General features: G+C 67.7%; 17 protein-coding genes. 7 read left to right on the plus strand and 10 right to left on the minus strand.

The genetic code is table 11. The annotated features are described in order from the left end of the window. A partial coding sequence (locus ACMUOO_RS01450) for a hypothetical protein (protein WP_413854772.1) occupies nucleotides 1–244 on the plus strand: 244 nt, incomplete at its 5' end. 17 nt (nucleotides 245–261) lie between these two features. Here the strand turns inward: ACMUOO_RS01450 and ACMUOO_RS01455 are convergent. Together ACMUOO_RS01455 and ACMUOO_RS01460 are read right to left on the minus strand one after the other, a co-directional pair. After that, nucleotides 262–543, minus strand: a complete 282-nt coding sequence (locus ACMUOO_RS01455; RefSeq protein WP_301920211.1) for a hypothetical protein — start codon at nucleotides 541–543, stop codon at nucleotides 262–264. A gap of 172 nt (nucleotides 544–715) precedes the next feature. Further along, nucleotides 716–1,285 carry a cupin domain-containing protein gene (locus ACMUOO_RS01460; RefSeq protein ID WP_301920212.1) on the minus strand — a complete coding sequence of 190 codons (570 nt, stop codon included), beginning with the start codon at nucleotides 1,283–1,285 and terminating at the stop codon, nucleotides 716–718. A gap of 125 nt (nucleotides 1,286–1,410) precedes the next feature. Here ACMUOO_RS01460 and ACMUOO_RS01465 point away from each other — a divergent pair, with 125 nt between their 5' ends. Further along, the gene (locus ACMUOO_RS01465; protein WP_301920213.1) at nucleotides 1,411–2,688 is read left to right on the plus strand and encodes a 4-aminobutyrate--2-oxoglutarate transaminase; all 1,278 of its coding nucleotides are present in this window, start codon (nucleotides 1,411–1,413) and stop codon (nucleotides 2,686–2,688) included. Nucleotides 2,689–2,813: 125 nt separating this feature from the next. Then, nucleotides 2,814–5,690 carry an error-prone DNA polymerase gene (locus tag ACMUOO_RS01470; protein ID WP_301920214.1) on the plus strand — a complete coding sequence of 959 codons (2,877 nt, stop codon included), beginning with the start codon at nucleotides 2,814–2,816 and terminating at the stop codon, nucleotides 5,688–5,690. Here ACMUOO_RS01470 and ACMUOO_RS01475 read toward each other — a convergent pair. The 4 genes from ACMUOO_RS01475 to ACMUOO_RS01490 all read right to left on the minus strand — a co-directional run bounded on the left by ACMUOO_RS01475 (nucleotide 5,683) and on the right by ACMUOO_RS01490 (nucleotide 11,397). Continuing rightward, nucleotides 5,683–6,936 (minus strand): lytic murein transglycosylase, encoded by a 1,254-nt coding sequence (locus ACMUOO_RS01475; protein WP_413854775.1) that lies wholly within the window; start codon nucleotides 6,934–6,936, stop codon nucleotides 5,683–5,685. The genes ACMUOO_RS01470 and ACMUOO_RS01475 overlap by 8 nt on opposite strands. A gap of 86 nt (nucleotides 6,937–7,022) precedes the next feature. After that, the gene (gene rnr, locus ACMUOO_RS01480) at nucleotides 7,023–9,275 is read right to left on the minus strand and encodes a ribonuclease R (RefSeq protein WP_301920216.1); all 2,253 of its coding nucleotides are present in this window, start codon (nucleotides 9,273–9,275) and stop codon (nucleotides 7,023–7,025) included. Nucleotides 9,276–9,371: 96 nt separating this feature from the next. Continuing rightward, on the minus strand, nucleotides 9,372–10,520 hold the full coding sequence (gene dapE / locus ACMUOO_RS01485; RefSeq protein ID WP_301920217.1) for a succinyl-diaminopimelate desuccinylase: 1,149 nt from the start codon (nucleotides 10,518–10,520) through the stop codon (nucleotides 9,372–9,374). 88 nt (nucleotides 10,521–10,608) lie between these two features. Then, nucleotides 10,609–11,397 (minus strand): exodeoxyribonuclease III, encoded by a 789-nt coding sequence (locus ACMUOO_RS01490; protein ID WP_301920218.1) that lies wholly within the window; start codon nucleotides 11,395–11,397, stop codon nucleotides 10,609–10,611. A 128-nt stretch (nucleotides 11,398–11,525) separates the two neighbouring features. On the opposite strand from ACMUOO_RS01490, the gene ACMUOO_RS01495 reads away from it, so the two are divergent. Then, complete coding sequence (locus ACMUOO_RS01495; protein WP_301920219.1) at nucleotides 11,526–12,074, plus strand: hypothetical protein; 549 nt, start codon at nucleotides 11,526–11,528, stop codon at nucleotides 12,072–12,074. Nucleotides 12,075–12,277: 203 nt separating this feature from the next. Here the strand turns inward: ACMUOO_RS01495 and ACMUOO_RS01500 are convergent, their stop codons facing one another. Then, nucleotides 12,278–12,964, minus strand: coding sequence for a response regulator transcription factor (locus ACMUOO_RS01500; protein ID WP_301920220.1), 687 nt, complete (start codon nucleotides 12,962–12,964; stop codon nucleotides 12,278–12,280). Between the two features lie 165 nt (nucleotides 12,965–13,129). Between ACMUOO_RS01500 and ribA the strand changes: the two genes are divergently transcribed. Both ribA and ACMUOO_RS01510 read left to right on the plus strand, forming a co-directional pair. After that, on the plus strand, nucleotides 13,130–14,218 hold the full coding sequence (gene ribA / locus ACMUOO_RS01505) for a GTP cyclohydrolase II (RefSeq protein WP_301920221.1): 1,089 nt from the start codon (nucleotides 13,130–13,132) through the stop codon (nucleotides 14,216–14,218). After that, on the plus strand, nucleotides 14,215–14,727 hold the full coding sequence (locus ACMUOO_RS01510) for a L,D-transpeptidase family protein (protein WP_301920222.1): 513 nt from the start codon (nucleotides 14,215–14,217) through the stop codon (nucleotides 14,725–14,727). The genes ribA and ACMUOO_RS01510 overlap by 4 nt, the downstream gene beginning before the upstream one ends. Here ACMUOO_RS01510 and ACMUOO_RS01515 read toward each other — a convergent pair. From ACMUOO_RS01515 to ACMUOO_RS01525, 3 genes are all read right to left on the minus strand, one after another. Further along, complete coding sequence (locus ACMUOO_RS01515) at nucleotides 14,712–15,371, minus strand: YggS family pyridoxal phosphate-dependent enzyme (RefSeq protein ID WP_301920223.1); 660 nt, start codon at nucleotides 15,369–15,371, stop codon at nucleotides 14,712–14,714. The genes ACMUOO_RS01510 and ACMUOO_RS01515 overlap by 16 nt on opposite strands. Continuing rightward, nucleotides 15,358–17,535 carry a tetratricopeptide repeat-containing sulfotransferase family protein gene (locus ACMUOO_RS01520; RefSeq protein WP_301920224.1) on the minus strand — a complete coding sequence of 726 codons (2,178 nt, stop codon included), beginning with the start codon at nucleotides 17,533–17,535 and terminating at the stop codon, nucleotides 15,358–15,360. The genes ACMUOO_RS01515 and ACMUOO_RS01520 overlap by 14 nt, the downstream gene beginning before the upstream one ends. 125 nt (nucleotides 17,536–17,660) lie before the next feature. Then, a complete protein-coding gene (locus tag ACMUOO_RS01525; RefSeq protein WP_301920225.1) occupies nucleotides 17,661–18,647 on the minus strand; it encodes a porin in 987 nt (328 codons plus the stop codon). Between the two features lie 258 nt (nucleotides 18,648–18,905). Between ACMUOO_RS01525 and ACMUOO_RS01530 the strand changes: the two genes are divergently transcribed. Next, a complete protein-coding gene (locus ACMUOO_RS01530) occupies nucleotides 18,906–19,448 on the plus strand; it encodes a DUF3576 domain-containing protein (protein WP_301920226.1) in 543 nt (180 codons plus the stop codon). Nucleotides 19,449–19,519: the final 71 nt, after the last annotated feature.

Below are 19,519 nucleotides of genomic sequence, written 5' to 3' on the forward strand. Positions count from 1 at the left end.
GTCAGCCCGGACCATGCTCTTCCTGCTCAGCGGGACGACGATCCTCGCGGCGATGACGGCGATGCCGGCGATGGTCCCCTACTTCCTCTCCGGCGCGGCAACGAGGGCGACGCTGTCGGCGCGTCACTATCTCTTCTGGTGCGGAACGATGGCGGTGGTGGCGTTCTCTGTGTCGTGGCTGGTGAAGGGGCGCGCGCTCGCGGCGATGCGCGCCGCGATGACGCGGGCGCCGCACCAGGGTTGAGCCGCGCGACCGACTTCTTAGCGCCCCGGTGTCGGGACCGCGTCTTCCGACACCGCCAGCGTCATCGGCAGCGGGGGCTGGTGTGGCGTCTCACGGGACACTTCCGGGCGCGGCGACGCGGTGCGCCGGTCCCCGCCCGCGCCGTTAAGCCCCAACGCGACGGCAAGAGCCGTGACGGCGCCGGCCCCGACGCCCGAGGCGAAGGCGAGGCTGCCAATCCTCCCGAGACGGCGCCGCGGCGATTCCCGATGCGCCGCATCGCGGGTGACGGGCCCGTACAAATACTGCTCGTAATCCATCAGATTGCTCGTGGTTCTTCCCGGTTGGCGGCACCATCGTCGTTTCCGCCCCCGGATTCCATAAGCGGAAATCCACTCGGCCGAGGTCGGCCGAATCGCCCTCTCGGGGGTCGCGCATTCTTGCCGAGTCCCGCAGTCCCCTGCGGATTGGCGATGGCTGTTGCAGAAATGCTCAGAAGGTCGGCGGAGTGCAGGCCGAAACGATGACGCAGGGTGCGGGCCCTGGATTGCGGAAGCGGTGCGGGGTGCGGCTGTTGAAGAGGTAGCCGTCGCCCGCGCTCAGGAGTTGCGTGTCCTCGCCGACGGTCACGAGGATCTGGCCCGCAATCACCACCCCTGCCTCCTCGGCGTCATGGCTGTAGAGTTCGGGGCCGGTGTCGGCGCCGGCAGCATAGGTCTCGTGCAGCATCTGGATCGCACTCGCGCCGGGACGGCCGATCTGGCGAAACACCACGCCCGCGCCGGCCTCGCCAAGCTTCGCCTTGGGCGTGATCGCTCGGAACTCTTCGCGGCGGAAATGCCATTTCGCGCCGGTGTCGGTCCCGGCCGCGAAGAACTCGCCGAGCGAGATATCGAGCCCGGCGAGGATCTTCTTCAGCGTGGCGACCGAGGGGCTCGTGCGGTTCTGCTCGATCATCGAGATCATGCCGCTGGTCACGCCTGTCACCGCCGCAAGCTGGCGCTGCGACAGCCGCCGCCTTTCGCGCTCATCCTTCAGCCGCGCGCCGGTATCGAACTCCATGCCCTGCCTCCACCTGCAGTTCTGCATCCCCGGATAGTGATAAATTTATTGTGCGGCAACTCGCAATATTGATCGGCATCCGCGGAAGGAGTAATGGTGCCGGGACAACGTCCGAGGAGAGACCCATGCTGAACGCCGAGATCGAAACCCGCCGTCAGGCCGCCATGTCGCGCGGCGTGGGCGTGATGACCCAGATCTATGTCGACAAGGCAGAGAATGCCGAGCTTTGGGACAAGGAAGGCAACCGCTACATCGACTTCGCCGCCGGCATCGCGGTGGTGAACACCGGGCATCGGCACCCGAAGGTGATCGCCGCGGTCAAGGACCAGCTCGATCATTTCACCCACACCTGCCACCAGGTCGTGCCGTACGAGAACTACGTGCGGCTCGCCGAACGTCTTTCCGCAATCGCGCCGATCAAGGGCGAGAAGAAGGCGATCTTCGTGACCACCGGCGCCGAGGCGGTGGAGAACGCCGTCAAGATCGCCCGCGCCGCCACGGGGCGTCAGGCCGTCGTCGCCTTTTCCGGCGCCTTCCATGGCCGCACCTTCATGGGCATGGCGCTGACCGGCAAGGTCGTGCCTTACAAGGTCGGCTTTGGCGCCATGCCGAACGACGTCTTCCACGTCCCCTTCCCGGTGCCGCTGCACGGCGTTTCGGTGCAACAGTCGCTCGACACGCTGAACTACCTCTTCAAGGCCGATGTCGATCCCAAGCGCGTCGCGGCGATTATCCTCGAGCCGGTGCAGGGCGAGGGCGGCTTCTACGAGGCACCTCGCGAGTTCTTCAAGGCGCTCCGCGCGATCTGTGACGAGCACGGCATCCTTCTCATCGCCGACGAGGTGCAGACCGGCTTCGCCCGCACCGGCAAGATGTTCGCGATGGAGCATCACGACGTCGAGCCTGACCTGATGACCATGGCCAAGGCGCTGGCCGGGGGCTTCCCGCTCGCGGCCGTGGTGGGTCGTGCCGCGGTGATGGACGCGCCGGCGCCGGGCGGTCTCGGCGGCACCTACGGGGGTTCGCCCATGGGGATCGCGGCGGCCCATGCCGTGCTCGACGTGATCGAGGAAGAAAAGCTCTGCGATCGCGCCAACCAGCTCGGCTCGCGGCTGAAGCAGCATCTGGAAAGCCTGCGCCCGGACGTGCCCGAGATTGTGGACATCCGCGGGCCTGGCTTCATGAACGCGGTCGAGTTCAACGACGCGAGGACCGGCAAGCCCTCCGCCGAGTTCGCGGGCAAGGTGCGGACCGAGGCGCTGAAGCGCGGGCTGATCCTGCTGACCTGCGGCGTCCACGGCAACGTGATCCGCTTCCTGTCACCGATCACCATCCAGGACGAGGTGTTCACCGAGGCGCTCGGCAAGCTCGAGGACTCGATCCGCGCCGCCCGCGCGGCGTGAAGGCGACGAATTGGCTGAACGGCCGTCCTTCGGGGCGGCCGTTTGCGTTTGCGCGGGGTGGGCGAAGAGCGACTCGTCACAGGAACAAAACGTGAATATGATCGCCTTCCCTTTCGGAATCACCCATGTTCGTCGAACTCTCCGCCACCTCGAACTTCACCTTCCTCACCGGCGCCTCGCATCCCGAGGAACTGATGGCGCAAGTAGCCGTCTTCGGGCAGGAGGCGCTGGCCATCGCCGATCTGAACTCGGTCGCCGGGATCGTCCGCGCCCATGTCGCGGCGCGCGACACAAGGCGCAAGACCGGCGCGGCGCCCCGGCTCATCCCGGCGGCACTGATCCGGCTGACGGACGGGTTCGAGGCTACCGCGCTGCCGCGCGACCGGGCGGGGTGGGGTCGGCTCTGCCGGCTGATCTCGGCCGGGCGGCTCAGGGCGCCCAAGGGGGAGTGCCATCTGGGCTTCGACGACCTTCTGGCCTGGTGCGAGGGGGTTACCCTTCTTCTCCACCCGCCAGAGGAAACGGCGCCGCACGGATGGATGACTCGGGCGCGACAGTTGGCCTGCCGCCCCGGAGAAGACACCGCGCTGCTGATGGCACCCCGCTACGACGGCGGCGATGCGGCACGGTTCGCGCGACTCGCCGCGCTGGCCAGAGACGCCGGCATCCCCACCGTCGCCTCGGGGCGGCCGCTGATGCATGCCGCCTCCCGTCGCCGTCTCGCCGATGTGCTGACTGCGATCCGCACCGGCGTCCGGGTGGACGACTTGGGCCGCGCGGCGCTGACCCATGCGGAACAGAGGCTGAGGACCGAGGCCGGGATGCTCAGGCTCTTCGCCGGGCACGAGGCGGCGGTGCACCGGTCGGGCGAGATTGCCGGGCAGCTCATCTTCTCGCTCGACGCGCTGCGCTACGAGTACCCCGCCGAGGTGGCGGCGGGAGAGGCGCCAGCCGCCCGGCTTGCCCGGCTGACCTGGGAGGGGTTGAAGTGGCGCTATCCGATGGGCGTGCCGGACCGGGTGCGCGGGATGGCGGAGCACGAGCTCGCGCTGATCGCGCGGCTCAAGTATGAACCCTATTTCCTTACCGTCCGCGATGTCGTGGCCTTCGCCCGCGACCGGGGCATCCTCTGCCAGGGACGGGGATCGGCCGCGAACTCCGTCGTCTGCTACGCCCTCGGCGTCACCTCGGTCAGTCCGGAGGTCGGCACGATGGTCTTCGAGCGCTTCGTGTCCGAGGCGCGCGACGAGCCACCCGACATCGACGTCGATTTCGAGCACGAGCGGCGCGAGGAAGTGATCCAGCACATCTACGAGAAATACGGCCGCCATCGTGCCGGGCTCTGCGCCACGGTGATCCACTACCGCGGCAAGCGCGCCGCGCGCGAGGTGGGCCGAGCGATGGGGCTTTCGGAGGACACGCTTTCTGCCATGTCGAGTCAGATCTGGGGCTGGGGCGGCGGCGGGATCACGCCCGAGCGTCTGCGCGAGATCGGGCTCGACCCCACCGACAGGCGGCTCGCACAGGCGCTCGACCTGATGGCCGAAATTCAGGGCTTTCCCCGGCATCTCAGCCAGCATGTCGGCGGGTTCATCATGACGGAAGGGCGGCTCGACGAGTTGGTGCCGGTCGAGAACGCGACGATGGAGGGACGCACCGTCATCCCCTGGGACAAGGACGACATCGACGCCTTGGGCATCCTCAAGGTGGACGTGCTCGCGCTCGGGATGCTGACCTGCATCCGCAAGGCCTTCGACCTGGTGGCGAAGCACCACAAGACGCCGCTGACGCTCGCCACGCTGCCGCCCGAGGACAGGCGCGTCTACGACATGCTCTCGGCCGCCGATTCCATCGGCGTCTTTCAGGTGGAAAGCCGGGCGCAGATGAACTTCCTGCCCAGGATGAAGCCCAAGTGCTTCTACGACCTCGTGATCCAGGTGGCGATCATCCGTCCGGGCCCGATCCAGGGCGACATGGTGCACCCCTTCATCCGCCGGCGGAACGGGCTCGAAGCGGTGAGCTTTCCTTCCGACGCGCTGGGTGCGGTTCTCGGCAAGACGCTGGGTGTGCCGCTCTTCCAGGAACAGGCGATGCAGATCGCCATCATCGGCGCGGGGTTCAGTCCCGACGAGGCGGACCGCCTGCGTCGCTCGCTCGCGACCTTCAAGAAGCATGGCAATGTCAGCGATTTCCGCGAAAGGTTCATGGCCGGCATGGCCGCGAACAGCTATGACGCCGACTTCGCGGCGCGCTGCTTTTCCCAGATCGAGGGTTTCGGCAGCTACGGCTTTCCGGAAAGCCACGCTGCAAGCTTCGCGCTTCTGGTCTACGCCTCGGCCTGGCTGAAGCGCCACCACCCCGGCATCTTCGCCTGTGCGCTTCTCAATTCACAGCCGATGGGCTTCTACGCCCCCGCGCAGATCGTGCGCGATGCCCGCGCGCATGGGGTGGAGGTGCTGCCGGTCTGCGTCAACGCGAGCCTCTGGGACAACCGGATGGAAAACCGCCCCGGTGGGGCTCTCGCGCTCCGTCTTGGCTTCCGCCAGATCCGCGGCGTGGGCGGGGAGGAGGGCGAGTGGATCGCGGCGGCGCGCGGCAACGGCTACCGCGCGGTCGATGATGTGTGGCGCCGGGCCGGGGTGGCGCCGGCCACGCTGGTGAAGCTGGCCGAAGCGGATGCCTTCGCGGCGCTCGGACTTTCGCGGCGCGACGCGCTCTGGGCCGCCCGCGCCGTGGCCGGACCGAAACCGCTGCCGCTCTTCGCCGGCGACCTCGACGGCGAGGGGATCGTGGAACCCGCTGTCACCTTCGCCGCGATGAGCGAGGGCGAGGAGGTGGTGGAGGATTACGCCGCGCTCCGGCTGACGCTGAGGCGCCACCCGATGGCGCTTCTGCGGGGGCGGTTGACGCCCGGCGCGGGCACCGTCCCCACGCCCCCGGGGCATCTGGCGCAGGGCGAAAGGGCAGGCTCGGGCGCGCCGCGCGGGCCGGCCGTCACCTGAGCCGGCGGAGAATGTCGAGGCTGGCGTAGCCGTCGGGGATGAGACCCGATGCCCGCTGGAAGGCGCGAACAGCCGCGATCGTATTGGGCCCGATCCGGCCATCGATGCCGCCCGTATCGAAGCCTGCCTGCGTCAGCCGTTCCTGCAACTCGCGGCGTTCGGCCGCGAGAAGCGCACGGTCCTGCCGCGGCCAGGCGGCGCGGATGGGCGGCCCGCCCGCGATGCGGTCGGCAAGATGGCCGACCGCGATCACATAGGCGTCGGCGGTGTTGTATTTCTCGATCGCGTGGAAGTTCGGGAAGATCATGAAGGCCGCGCCCCCCGCACCTGCGGGCAAGAGGATGGAAGCCGGCCCGTGGTCGCCGATCTCGCGGCCCTCCGCGCTGCGGACGCCAAGCGCCGCCCACTCGGCGGCAGTCTTCTTCACCCGCTCCCCCGTCTGACCGAAGTCGAAGCCGACGGGCAGGGTCACCTCGCCCCCCCAGGGTGCGCCCTTCCGCCAGCCCGAGCGGGCGAGATAGGCCGCGGTGGAAGCGAGCGCATCCGCCGGGTCGTCCGACCAGATGTCGCGCCGCCCGTCGCCGGTGAAATCGACCGCGAAGGAAAGGTAGGAGGTCGGGATGAACTGGGTGTGGCCCATCGCCCCCGCCCAGCTTCCGGTCATCCTGCCCGGCTCCACGTCGCCCGACTGGACGATCTCCAGCGCCGCGAGGAGCTGGCTTTCGAAGAAGTCGCCCCGCCGCCCGTCATAGGCGAGCGTCGCCAGCGCCTCGATCAGGGGGGTATTGCCCCGGTTCGCGCCGTAGGAGCTTTCGAGCCCCCAGATGGCCACGACCACCTCCTTGTCCACGCCGAACTCCGCCTCGATCCGGTCGAGGATCTGGCGATGCGAGTCGAGTGCGGCCCGTCCGTTCGCGACACGGATGTCAGACACCGCACTGTCGAGATAGTCCCAGATCGCCTTGGTGAACTCGCTCTGGTTGCGGTCCTTCTCGATGACCCCGGTGTTGTATTCGACCCCGCGGAAGGCCGCCGCGAAGGTTTCCGGCGAGATCCCTTGCGCAATCGCACGGCTGCGGAACTCCTCGATCCAGCGACCGAAGCGGAGGTTTGCCGTCGCGGGATGGATCGTCTCGGGGCCGCTCATCGCCGTCTCCTGCTGATCGGCCGGTGCGGAGGCTGTCCCGGCATGCGCCAGGCCGGAACCCAGAATCCAGACTGCAACCGCCATGCCTGCAAGCTTCATGCGTCACCTGCCCTGCCGTTTTTCGTTTGGCCGGAGTGTAGCGCGACGCGGCGCAGCGGGAAAGCCGGTGTCAGGGCCCGGAACCGTCAGCGGCGGCGGGTGACCTTGCGACCGGTCTTCGACGTCCTCGCAGCGGCCTGACCCGGCCGGCGGGCCGAGGGCTTGCCACGCTTCGCCGACGCGCCACCGGGCATCCCCCGCCCCTCGATCTCCAGGAGTTCGAGCATCAGCCCGCCCGTGACCGGCACCGCTTCGGCCAGCCGCACCAGCACGCGCTGTCCCATGCCGATCACCAGCCCGGTGTCCGCGCCCGTCAACGTCTCCGTCCTCGGATCGTAGTGGAAGAATTCCCGCCCGAGCGTGCGGATCGGAATGAGCCCGTCGGCCCCCGTCTCCGTCAGCTTCACGAAGAGCCCGAAGCGGGTGACGCCGCTTACCCGGCCCTCGAATTCGGCGCCGACCCGGTCCGAGAGGTAGGCCGCGAGGTAGCGGTCCGTCGTGTCGCGTTCGGCCGCCATCGACCGGCGTTCGGTCTCGGAAATATGCTGGGCCGTTTCCTCCAGCCGCTCGATGTCCTCGGCCGAAAGCCCGTCCTTCCCCCAGCTGTGCCCCGAGATGAGGGCGCGGTGCACGATCAGGTCGGAATAGCGCCGGATCGGCGAGGTGAAATGCGCGTAGGATTTCAGCGCCAGCCCGAAGTGCCCGAAGTTCTCCGGATGATAATAGGCCTGCGTCATCGACCTGAGGGTGGTGATGTTCAGAAGCTCGTCGAAATCCGTGCCCTCGGCTTGCGCAAGAAGTCGGTTCAGGTGCTCGGTCCTCAGCACCTGTCCCTTGGCGAGCGTGAAGCCCGAGGCCTCCGCGACCTCGCGCAGCGCGTCGAGTTTCAGCGGCGAAGGTTCCTCGTGCACGCGGTAGAGCAGCGGGCGGCGGAGCCGGATCAATTCCTCGGCCGCGGCGACATTGGCGAGGATCATGAATTCCTCGATCAGCCGATGCGCGTCGAACCTGTCGCGGAACGCCACCGAGGCGACACGGCCGTCCTCGGTCAGTTCGATCTTCCGCTCCGGCAGGTCGAGGTCGAGCGGCTGGCGCATCGCGCGCGCGACTTTCGTCGCCTCGTAGGCGGCATAGAGGGGCGCGATGACCTCCTCCAACAGCGGTTCGCAGCGGTCGTTCGGGCGGCCGTCCCGCGCCTCCTGCACCTCGGTGTAGTTCAGACTCGCGACCGACTTGATCATCGCGCGGGTGAAGCGGTGGGAGACCTTCCGCCCCTTCATGTCGAGCTTCATCCAGACGGCAATGACCGCCCGCGCCACGCCTTCGTGCAGCGAACAGAGATCGCCCGACAGCCGGTCTGGCAGCATCGGCACGACGCGGTCGGGGAAATACGTGGAGTTTCCCCGGTTTCGCGCCTCGCGGTCGAGCGCGGAGCCGGGCGTGACATAGCGTGCGACGTCGGCGATGGCGACCCAGACGATGTGTCCGCCCTCGTTCCGCGGGTCTTCGTCGGCATGGGCATAGCAGGCGTCGTCATGGTCGCGTGCGTCAGCCGGGTCGATGGTGACGAAGGGCAGATGGCGCAGGTCTTCGCGGTCGCCCAAGGCGGCGGGCTTCATCCGGTCCGCCTCCGCGATTGCGGCGTCGGGGAATTCGTCGGGGATGCCGTGCTGGTGGATCGCGATCAGCGAGACCGCCTTCGGCGCGGCCGGGTCGCCCAGCCGCTCGACGATCCGGGCCCGCGGCAACCCCATGCGTCCCTTCGGCCCTGCTTGTTCCGCCTCCACCAGCTCGCCGTCCTTCGCGCCCTGCGTCGCCTCCGCGCTGACGAGCCATTCCTTGTCCGACCCCTTGTCGATGGCGACAATCCGTCCGCCCTCTGCCGCCTTGCGGAAGATGCCGAGGACCTTCAGCGGGTTTGTCCCGATCTTGCGGATCAACCGCGCCTCGTACTGGTAATCCTCGCCCCGCACCTCGTTGACGCGGGCGAGCACACGGTCCCCTTCGGCCACGGGCGCATCTGCCTTGCGCGGCAGGAAGAGGACGCGCGGCTCCGGACCCTCGCCTTGCCATTCCATCGCGCGGGCGAACTGGTCGCCGTTCCGGTCGGGCGCGAGGATGCTCAGGATCGTCACCGGCGGCAACTTCTCGGCATCGCGATAGGTCTTGCGCCGCCGTTCCAGCGTCCCCTCGGCCTCAAGCTCCTTCAGCAGCCGTTTCAGCTCGATCCGCTCGGCCCCCTTGATGCCGAAGGCCTTGGCGATGTCGCGCTTGGCGGAAAGCCCGGGGTTCTCGGCGATCCAGTCGAGGATTTCGGTCTTGGAGGGAATGCGTACCATGGCCTTGGGCTACCATGCGCACAGGCCCGCGTCATGCGCTTTCCTCCTGCCCCAAATACCTCCGCCGGAGGCTCCCGCAACTGCCGCCCGCGCCGCTCAGGCGAAATAGTCCCTCAGAATCCGGCCGTAGACCGCCTTCAGCTGATGAATCTGCGCGACTTCGACCCGCTCGTCCACCTGGTGCATGGTCCGCCCGACAAGGCCGAACTCCACCACCGGGCAATGGTCCTTCACGAAGCGTGCATCCGACGTGCCGCCCGAAGTGGACAAGACCGGGTCGAGCCCGGTCTCGGCGCGAACGGATCCGGCGACCAGCCGTACGAAATCACTAGGCGGCGTCACGAAGCTTTCGCCCGAGACCTCGATCCGGAGCGAGAAATGCACACCAGTCTCCCTCTCCACCGAAGCCGCCTCGGACCGCAGCCAGTCGGCAAGGCTGACCGAGCTGTGGGCGTCGTTGAAGCGGATGTTCACCGTGGCCCGCGCCTTCGCCGGGATCACGTTCGAGGCTGTGTTGCCGGTGTCGATCGTCGTGATCGCCAGCGTGGAGGCGTCGAAATGCGCCGTCCCCTGGTCGAGCGGGTGCGAGGCCACGCGGTCCATCAGCCGGACGAGGGCATGAAGCGGGTTCTTCGCCCGGTGCGGATAGGCCGAATGCCCCTGTACCCCCTGCGCCTCGAAATGCACCGTCATGGAGCCGCGCCGGCCGATCTTGATCATCTCGCCCATGCGTTCGGGGCAGGTGGGCTCTCCGACGAGGCAGACCGACATGCCCTCGCCCTGCGCACGCATCCAGTCGAGAAGCGCGACCGTCCCGTCCTTGCCCGGCCCCTCCTCGTCGCCGGTTATGGTCAGCACGATGGCACCATCCGGCGGCGTCTCGCGCACGAAGTCCACCGCGGCGGCGGCGAAGGCCGCCACGCCCGACTTCATGTCGGTCGCGCCACGGCCCCAGAGCCAGCCGTCGGCAATCTCCCCTCCGAAGGGGTCGTGCGTCCAGGCCGCCGCATCGCCCACAGGCACGACATCTGTATGGCCATTGAAGCCGAAGGTACGGTTCGCGCCCTTGCGCCCCCAGCGGGCGAAGAGGTTGGGCGTTCCGGCCCGGTCCACCCGGTGACATTCGAAACCGGCGTCCTCCAGAATCCCCTGGAGGAGGTTAAGCGCGCCACCCTCCTCGGGCGTGACGGAGGGGCAGCGGATCAGGTCGGCGGTCAGGCGGACGGGGTCCACGGGCTGGGTCACGGCAAGTGCGCTCCTTCGATGCTGCGCACAGCGATAGCCGCATCGCCGTCCCGTCGCAATCCGCCGGATCGCATAAGCCCAGCGCCGTTCAAAGGTCGAAGCTCGCGAAGACAGGGGCGTGGTCCGAGGGCTGCTCCCAGCCCCGCGCGGCCCGCAGGATGCGGCTGCCATGGCCGGCGCCGGCGATGTCGGGCGTGGCCCAAATGTGGTCGAGCCGCCGTCCCTTGTCGGCCGCGTCCCAGTCGGGTGCGCGGTAGGACCACCAGCTGTAGAGGGAGCCGTCGGGAATGTCCTGCCGGGTGATGTCGACCCAGCTGCCGGCCTCCTGTGCCTGACCGAGAAGCTCGGTCTCGACAGGCGTGTGGCTGACGATCTTCAGCAGGCTCTTGTGGTTCCAGACGTCGTCCTCCCGCGGAGCGATGTTGAGATCGCCCACGAGGATCGCCTTCTTCGGCCGCTCCGCCCTTGCCCAGTCCCGCATGGCGGCGACGTAGTCCAGCTTCTGGCCGAACTTCATGTTCTCCTCCCGGTCGGGGATGTCGCCGCCGGCAGGCACGTAGAAGTTGTGGATGGTGACGCCGTTTTCGAACGCAGCAGCGATATGGCGGGCATGACCGAGGTCGACGAAATCATGCGCACCCACTTCGCGCAGCGGATGCTTCGAAAGGATCGCGACGCCGTTGTAGCCCTTCTGCCCGCGCGCGACCATGTGCCCATAGCCGAGCGACCTGAACCCTTCGAGCGGGATACTCTCTACCGGCGCCTTGCATTCCTGCAGGCAAAGGACGTCAGGCGCCTCTTCCCGCATCAGACGCGAAACGAGCCCCTCGCGCAAGCGGACGGAGTTGATGTTCCAGGTGGCGATGGTGAAGGCCATGGGCGGTTCCTTTCCGTTGCGGGCGGGACCATAAGCGCACGGGCCGCGTTGGCCAAGCCCGTGCCGCGCGGCTTGCGGAGGCTTAGGACCCGTGCAAGATGCTATGCCGACGCCGAATGGAGGCCCCCATGCGCCCGATCCGCCTCGCCACCCTGCTTGCCGCCCTTCTTCTCGCCCTGCCGGCAGCCGCGCGTCCGCTTGCGAAGGCCGAGGCGCGGGCGCTCGACAAGGCGATCACGGCCTATCTCGACGCCATCGCGACGGGCAATGCCGAAGCAGTGGTCGCGGCGATGCCGCCCCGCGTCGTTGCCATCTTCGCCGCCGCCACAGGGCTGGAGCAAACGGCGCTGAGGAAAACCCTCGTGGAGCAGACGGGCGCCCTGATGCGGGGCACGAAGGTCACGGACCTCTCTGCCGACCAGTCCGCGCTCGATGCAGAAGACGAGGGGCTCGCGGACGGTGCAAGCGTCGCCTGGGTGATCGTCCCCACCGCGTTCGTGAGCGAGATGGACGGCAAGACGGCCCGCAACGAGCAGCCTCTGCTGGCGCTCAGGGAGGGCAAGGCCTGGCACTTTCTCCGGATCGACGGGCCGGAACGGCGCGAGGTTGCCGCCCTTGCCTATCCCTTCCTCGCGGGAAAGGAGTTCCCCGAGGCGAAGACCACCCCCGTCGAATGATCGCCGGCCTTCTGCGCCGCGACCGGAACTTCCGGCTGGACTTCTCCGCAAGCGTAGCGTCGGACCTTGGCGATGGGGTCGCGGTCGTGGCCTTTCCCTGGGTCACGGGGCAAGGCGAAAAAAAGGCCGGGCACGAGGCCCGGCCAGTCCAACAGGGAGGATGCCGCATCATGACCCCGGTCCGGCGAGGGGATAGGGGGAGCCTATGCGACCAGACGATAGCCCCCGGATTCGGTCACAAGAAGGCGGGCGTTTGACGGATCGGGTTCAATTTTCTGGCGCAACCGGTAGATATGTGTCTCCAGCGTATGCGTCGTGACGCCGGCATTGTAGCCCCAGACCTCATGCAGGAGCACATCGCGCGGCACCACACTCTCGGTCGCGCGGTAGAGGAATTTCAGGATGTTCGTCTCCTTCTCGGTCAGCCGGATCTTCCGGTCGCGCTCGTCGATCAGCATCTTCATGGCCGGCTTGAACGTATACGGACCAAGCTGGAAGATCGCGTCCTCCGACTGCTCGTGGGTGCGCAACTGCGCCCGGATACGGGCGAGAAGAACCGGGAACTTGAAGGGCTTGGTCACATAATCGTTGGCTCCTGCGTCAAGCCCGAGGATCGTATCGGCGTCGCCGTCATGGCCCGTCAGCATCAGGATCGGGCACTTCACTCCCTGCTTTCGCATCTTCTTGCAGAGCTCGCGTCCGTCGGTGTCTGGAAGCCCCACGTCGAGGATCACGAGGTCGTAGATCCCAGCCTTCACCTTCTCGATCCCGTCGGCGCCGGTGCCGGCCTCGAAGACATCGAAATCCTCGGTCGACACGAGCTGTTCGGCCAGCGCCTCGCGCAGGTCTGCGTCATCATCGACAAGCAGGATCTTCTTCACGTTCGCCATGTCGATATCCTCCGTCCGTCCTCTTTGAGCCAGATGCGCACCAGGTCGCTTTGACACAAGTCAACGACCCGAAGGCTCACGCGGTCGTGTCGCCAGGATTGCAAATGTTTCAATTTCCTTCCGGGCAGACTATCTAGGAGGGCACCGATCCGGACGGACTGTAACATGCCCCTCGGCCCCGATATCGTCGAACGGCTGAACCGCGCCCGCGCCGACCTGCGCATGGGCGTGCCTGTCGCGCTCGTCGCGGGGGGACAGGGTGCGCTCGCGCTCGCGGCCGAGGCGCTCGATCCGGCCCGCTTCGCAGCCCTTGCGGCGATGGGGCCGATGACGCTCGCCATCACCGACAAGCGGGCAGCGACGCTCAAGGCCCGCGCCTATGACGGCGACGTCGCGCGGCTCGTGGTGCCAGATGAGGCCACTCCGGCCTGGGTGGCGGCGATCGCCGATCCCTCAGGCGATCTCGCCACGCCGATGAAGGGGCCACTCCTCAGCCGTCGCGAGGGGGGCGCGACGCTGGCGCGGGCGGCGATCCAGCTTGCGAAATCCGCCCGGCTGCTGCCGGCCGGGCTTCTCGTTCCGGTGGCGGATGCTGCCGCGCTCGCGGGGTCCGAGGCGCTGACACTGGTGGACTGGGACGAGGCCGCACCTGTCCTGTCGGCGTCCGCAACGCTTCACCCCGTCGTCTCAGCCCGCGTCCCGATGGAGGCCGCAGAGGCCGGCCGGCTGCATGTCTTCCGCCCCGAGGACGGCGGCGAGGAACACTACGCCATAGAGATCGGCCACCCCCCGCGCGACAGGCCCGTGCTCGCCCGGCTCCATTCCGCCTGCTTCACCGGCGACCTGCTCGGCAGCCTGAAATGCGACTGCGGCCCGCAGCTGCGTGCCGCGCTTGCCCAGATGGGGGCTGAAGGTGCGGGCGTCTTGCTCTACCTCAACCAGGAGGGGCGCGGCATCGGGCTGGCCAACAAGATGCGCGCCTATTCGCTGCAGGATCAGGGCTTCGACACGGTCGAGGCCAACCACCGGCTTGGGTTCGAGGATGACGAGCGCGACTTCCGCCTGGGCGCGGCGATCCTGAAGAAACTGGGCTTCTCCTCGGTTCGGCTTCTGACCAACAACCCCGCCAAGGTCCGGATGATGGAGGCCATGGGCATCGACGTGACCGAGCGTGTTCCCCTGAAGGTCGGTCACACCCGCCACAACGCCGGCTACCTCGCGACAAAGGCGCGGAAGTCGGGGCATCTCCTTTGAGTCCGGCCGACCTCGTCGTGACCCCGGCCGGAGTGCGTTTCCGGCACCGCCTGTTGCCGGTCAGCCTCGGCCGGTCCGGCATCGACACCGACAAGCATGAAGGTGACGGGGCGACACCCGCCGGCGTGCATCGTATCATCGGGCTGCTCTACCGGCCCGACCGGATCGCAGCGCATCTCCTGCCGCCCTGGGCCCGGCCCATCCATCCGCAGGACCGCTGGTGCGATCTTTCCGGCCACCCGGAGTACAACCACCTCACCCGGAAACCGTTTGGGAAAAGCGCGGAGCGGCTCCGCCGCGCGGATCCGCTCTACGACCTGATCCTGCCGCTCGATTGGAACTGGCCCGACGCGGTGCCCGGGAAGGGCTCCGCGATCTTCATCCACCAGTGGCGCCGCCCCGGTTACCCTACCGCGGGCTGCCTTGCCTTCTCCCGGCGCGACCTCGTCTTCATCGCCCGGCATGCCGCGCCCGGAACGCGGGTCGTCGTCCCTCAGCGCGGCCCGTAAGCCCGCGCGCCGAAGATGGCAGAACCGACCCGGACATGCGTTGCACCGAGCGCGATGGCGGTCTCGAAATCGGCGCTCATGCCCATCGAGAGGCCCGACAGGCCGTTCCGCTCGGCCATCCCCGCCAGGTCCGCGAAATGCGGCGCAGGATCCTCGCCCTCCGGCGGGATGCACATGAGCCCGCCGAGGACCAGACCCAGGGAGCGGCACTCGGCGATGAACCCGTCCACCGCGGCCGGCAGGATGCCGCCCTTCTGCGGCTCCTCGCCCGTGTTCACCTGGAGGAAAAGCGCGGGGCAGGCCCCCCGGGCCTCTGCCAGGCGCGCAAGCTTCTCGGCGAGCGAGGGGCGGTCAAGCGTGTGGATCGCGTCGAAAAGCTCCACCGCCGCCTTGGCCTTGTTGGTCTGCAGCGGGCCGATCATGTGCAGCTCGACCAGCCCGAACCGCTCGCGCAGCGCCGGCCATTTCGCCGCCGCCTCCTGCACATAGTTCTCGCCGAAGACCCGGTGGCCCTCGGCCAGCACGGCCTCCACCCGGTCGAGCGGCTGGACCTTGGAGACCGCGATGAGCTTGACCGAACCCTCCGGTCGTCCGGCCTGGCGTTCGGCCGCGCGGATTCGCCCGAGAATCTCAGCCAGCGACATGGCCATCCTTCTTCAACTGCTCCAGCATCGGCTCCAGGTCCTTCTCGTAGCGCTGCCAGAGAGCGACCGAAGCCTGGGTGATCGGCTGGCGCACCTGATAGACGGAAAGCGTCTCCACCTTCCGCTTGTTCTCGTGGAACGAGAGACAGGCGTCCTCCCAGTCGAGCCCGCAGGCCGCGATCAGCTTGCGCGTCTCCTCCTCGGGGTTGGCCACCAGTTCCTCGTATTGCACCTCGTAGAACCAGTCAGGCACACGTTCGCGCCAGAAGTCGATCATCTCGACGAAGGTCCCGTAGAACTTCGCCAGGTCGCGCTGGTCGTAGGCGTAAAGGTGCGTGTCGTCGGGAAACTTGTTCTTGTAGATCGACAGGAGGTTGTCGCGCGGATCGCGGCGCACCACGACGAACCGCGCATTCGGCATCGCGAGCTTCACGAGGCCGAGATACATGTAGGTCTGGATCGACTTGTCGGTGATCCGGTCCGACCCGGGGAAACGCTCGCCAATGAAGGCCTCGAACCGGTGGCCGAGTCCGGCAATTTCGTCCATCGACGGCGGGTGCATCTTCATCGGGTTCTTCGCGTCGTAGATCAGATCCTGCGCCGCACGGGCACATTCGCCGATCTCTCCGGCCCCGGTCACCAAGGAGTGGCTGGCGATGATCTGCTCGATCAGCGTGGTGCCCGACCGCGGCATCCCGGTCACGAATATCGGTGCGAAATCGGTCGTGCCCTCGATCCTCGTGCCGTGCCAGTCGACTCCTTCGAACACCGCCTTGGTCTGGGCCACCTGCTCGAACCGTTGGGCGATGCTGTAGGGCGACATCTTGCGCATCAGCGCGTTGGCCTCGTCAAGGTAGCGGAAGACGCGGCCGTAATCCTTCACATCTTCAAGCGCCTTGGCGATGGCGAAGCCCATGTTCATCCGGTCGGTCGGCGACATCGCCGGGTCTTCGTAGCGCCGGAGCATCATGTCGATCACCGGATCGCCCGGCTTCGCCTTGTGCGACATGATGAAGGCGCGGAAGTTCTCGCCGTTCAACGGGTCGATCTCGAAGCCTTTGCGGAAGAGCACCTCGGCCCCCCCGAAATCGCCGAGCGTCTGGAGCAGGAGCGCCTTGCCACCCACGGCGACCGGCAGGTTCTCGTTCATCGCGAGCGCGCGGTCGAAGTTGGCCATCGCCTCGCCATCCTTTCCAAGCCGCGCCTGTGCCTGCGCCAGAAGTGCCAGTATCTGCGCCGTCCCGCCCTTTGTGAGTTCGACGCCGCGCAGCAAGGCGGCCTCGGCCCTGGCGAAGTTCTTCAATCGCGTATGCGCGTTGCCGAGAGCGACGCAAAGCGGTGGCGCATCTGCCCCTCCCGCGCGCGCGCGTTCGAGCAGCGTCAGCGCGGCGGCGGGCTGGCCGGCCGAGGTAAGGCAGGTGGCAAGGTTGACCAGCGCCGGGGCAAGACCGGGGGCGAGCATTACTGCCCTGCGGAACATCGCCTGGGCTTCCTCGGGCCGCCCCTGCTCGATCAGGAATTGGCCAAGATTGTCATGGGCCTCGGCATAGTCGGGGTCGACGGCGATCGCCTTGAGGAACGCGGCCTCGGCGGGGGCGGCCTTTCCCTGCCGGGCGAGCGCGGTGGCGAGAACGTTCAGCGCCAGAGCCGAGCCGGGATGCTGCTTCAGAGCCGCGCTGGCAAGTCGCTCGGCTTCGGCCATTCTGCCCGACTGGATCAGCGACAGAAGGCGACGGATGGCGGCGAGCTTCATTCCTCCGGTTGCGGGGCGGGTCCCCCCGCGCTGCGCGCCGAAGCGGTCTTGAAGCGCGACACGCGCCTCCGGGGGAACCGGCGCGGATTTCAACGCCTTGAGAAACTCCGCCTCGGCGGCCGCATCCGCCCCCAGCGCCACAGCGTTGGCCCAGGCGCTCCAGATCGCGCCTTCGGCGGGGCGAAGGCTGACGGCGGCCCGGAAATGCAGGAAAGCGCGGTCGAAGCGCATCTTCGCCGTGTAGATTCGGCCGGCCTGGAAATGCGCCTCGGCCACCTTCGGGTTGGCTTCGATTATCGCGCCGTAGCCGCGGATCGCGGTGTCGAGGTCGCCGGCCTTGTGCGCGTCGAGCGCGCGGCCGTAGGCCTCCTGAATCTCCGGTCCCGTCATCGCGCGCATCGTCTGGCCCACCGCTCCTCGTGATCGGCGCGGACCTTACCGGTGGGGGCGGGCAATGTCGAGTTGGGCGTCGGCCGCGGAAAGTGAAAAGAGCGGGCGCTGTGCCCGCTCCTTCCGCAGTTCTTCCGATCGGACGATCAGAACGACAGGCCGAGGCCGATCGACCAGGTCTCGTCGCCCTTGCCGTTGCCCGCCACGCCGTTGTCGCTGGCGCCGTAGGAGGCCATTGCGACCGCGCCGCCGCCGAGATCGTAGTTGGCCACGAGGCCCCAGCCCGACGGGTCCGGCACGCCGGCGAGTTCGGCGCCGTAGACGCTGTAGTTCGCGCCGACGGTCAGGGCACCGGTGGTGTAGGCAACGCCCACGCCCATCCAGTTTTCAACCTGGGTGGCGCCGGACACAAAGTCGCCGGTGTCGAACACGATCCCGCCGGGGGCGGTATCCGAGTTGAACTGGGCATAGCCAAGGGCGAACGACAGGCCGTTCGACATCGCGGCCGTGGCGCCGACGCTGACGGTATCCGCGCCACCGTTCGACTGGTAACCGAGACCGGCGGTCACGTCGAGGCCCGAAAGCTGGCCGGCCCACTTGCCGCCGAGAGCCCAGATCGTGTCCTGCACGCCGGTGTCGTCCATCTCGGCCGAGAGGGCCACGCCGAAGTCGCCGAAGGAGTATTCGTAGCGCAGGATCTGGTTATCATAGAAACCGTCCATGCCGGTGTTCCAGTAGGCGCCGGCGTGGGTCGAATGGTCATCCGAGATGCCGGAGCCCGAGTAGACGTCGGGAACCGCCCAGTCGAGCGCGCCCGCGGTCTCGCCCAGCGTAACCTTGCCGAACGTGCCCGAAACCCAGAATGCCTCGTCGTCGATTTTCAGGCCGCCGTTGGTCGCACCAGGGCCGTTCGTCTCTTCGATCTGGACCTTGCCGCCGAACTCGACGCCCGAGTCCATCGTGCCCGAGAAGTTGAAGTTCACCTGCCAGTCGTTGTGGAACTGGGTCTCGTAGCCCACGGCGTTGCCGCCGTCGATGCCGATCTCGGCATAGCCCGACAGCGTGATCTCCGCAGCCGCGGCGGCGCCGGCGAAGCCGACGAGCGCGGTGGAAGCGAGAAGGATCTTTTTCATTTCGTATTCCCTCGTTGATCTCAGGGGTAGGCCCAACTCAGGGGAATCCGAATTGGGTATGCCCCTATTTCCGCCGTCCGCCCCGGCAATGCAACGGAAAGGACAGGGGCCGCGGGAAGGTTCGGGGGCGATGGTGCCTTCTTGCCACAGTGACTTGGCGGCAGGCCCGTTTGGCGGCGAACCCCCTGTCCGGAAAAGCCTTGTTCGCACGGGGAGGCTCGGCTAGACAGCGGAAACGGAGCGGCAAGGGTGGGACAGATGGTCCGGATCATGATGCGCGGCGCGATTCTTGCGGGGCTGGTGGCGACACTCGCCTCGTGCAGCGGAATCGGCTCGGGCGACAGCGGACTTTTCGGGCGCAAGCGGGCGCCGACCACCGATGCCTCGACGATCGACGCGCGGGCCGCCGCCGACGCGCAGCGCGCCAATTTGGCCAGGGTCAACCGCGAAAAGAAGCGCTCGACGTTATGGGATCTCTTCACCAACGCGCAGGATCCGAACACCACCGTCGAGGTGAACCGCTTCCTCTGGCAGGCTTCGCTCGAGGTGCTGGACTTCCTGCCGATCCAGTCGGTCGATCCTTTCTCGGGCGTGATCGTCACCGGCTACGGCACCCCGCCCGGCGGCGGGCGCGCCTACCGCGCCACGATCTACGTTCAGGACCCGGCGCTCGATGCCCGCTCGCTCAAGGTCGCGCTGATGACGAAGGCGGGGCCGGTCGATCCCGCGACGCAGCGTGCGGTCGAGGACGCGATCCTGACCAGGGCGCGCGAACTCAGGATTCGCGCCGGCAGGCTCTGACGCCCCCCGGGGAGCCGCCCCGGACACCGTGGACACACAGGCAAGATGACAGGCAGAGGGAAACTCTGGAC

Origin of the sequence: Albidovulum sp., from assembly GCF_041919395.1 — a bacterium.
Taxonomy (GTDB): Bacteria; Pseudomonadota; Alphaproteobacteria; order Rhodobacterales; family Rhodobacteraceae; genus Albidovulum.

Excerpts from the sequence above, each read along its gene's own strand:
- ACMUOO_RS01490 (WP_301920218.1), bottom strand. The coding sequence starts at position 11,397 with ATGGCCTTCACCATCGCCACCTGGAACATCAACTCCGTCCGCTTGCGC.
- ACMUOO_RS01530 (WP_301920226.1), top strand. The coding sequence starts at position 18,906 with ATGGTCCGGATCATGATGCGCGGCGCGATTCTTGCGGGGCTGGTGGCG.
- ACMUOO_RS01465 (WP_301920213.1), top strand. The coding sequence starts at position 1,411 with ATGCTGAACGCCGAGATCGAAACCCGCCGTCAGGCCGCCATGTCGCGC.
- rnr (WP_301920216.1), bottom strand. The coding sequence starts at position 9,275 with ATGGTACGCATTCCCTCCAAGACCGAAATCCTCGACTGGATCGCCGAG.
- ACMUOO_RS01475 (WP_413854775.1), bottom strand. The coding sequence starts at position 6,936 with ATGAAGCTTGCAGGCATGGCGGTTGCAGTCTGGATTCTGGGTTCCGGC.
- ACMUOO_RS01515 (WP_301920223.1), bottom strand. The coding sequence starts at position 15,371 with ATGTCGCTGGCTGAGATTCTCGGGCGAATCCGCGCGGCCGAACGCCAG.
- ribA (WP_301920221.1), top strand. The coding sequence starts at position 13,130 with ATGCCCCTCGGCCCCGATATCGTCGAACGGCTGAACCGCGCCCGCGCC.
- ACMUOO_RS01500 (WP_301920220.1), bottom strand. The coding sequence starts at position 12,964 with ATGGCGAACGTGAAGAAGATCCTGCTTGTCGATGATGACGCAGACCTG.
- ACMUOO_RS01455 (WP_301920211.1), bottom strand. The coding sequence starts at position 543 with ATGGATTACGAGCAGTATTTGTACGGGCCCGTCACCCGCGATGCGGCG.
- ACMUOO_RS01495 (WP_301920219.1), top strand. The coding sequence starts at position 11,526 with ATGCGCCCGATCCGCCTCGCCACCCTGCTTGCCGCCCTTCTTCTCGCC.
- ACMUOO_RS01470 (WP_301920214.1), top strand. The coding sequence starts at position 2,814 with ATGTTCGTCGAACTCTCCGCCACCTCGAACTTCACCTTCCTCACCGGC.
- ACMUOO_RS01525 (WP_301920225.1), bottom strand. The coding sequence starts at position 18,647 with ATGAAAAAGATCCTTCTCGCTTCCACCGCGCTCGTCGGCTTCGCCGGC.
- ACMUOO_RS01460 (WP_301920212.1), bottom strand. The coding sequence starts at position 1,285 with ATGGAGTTCGATACCGGCGCGCGGCTGAAGGATGAGCGCGAAAGGCGG.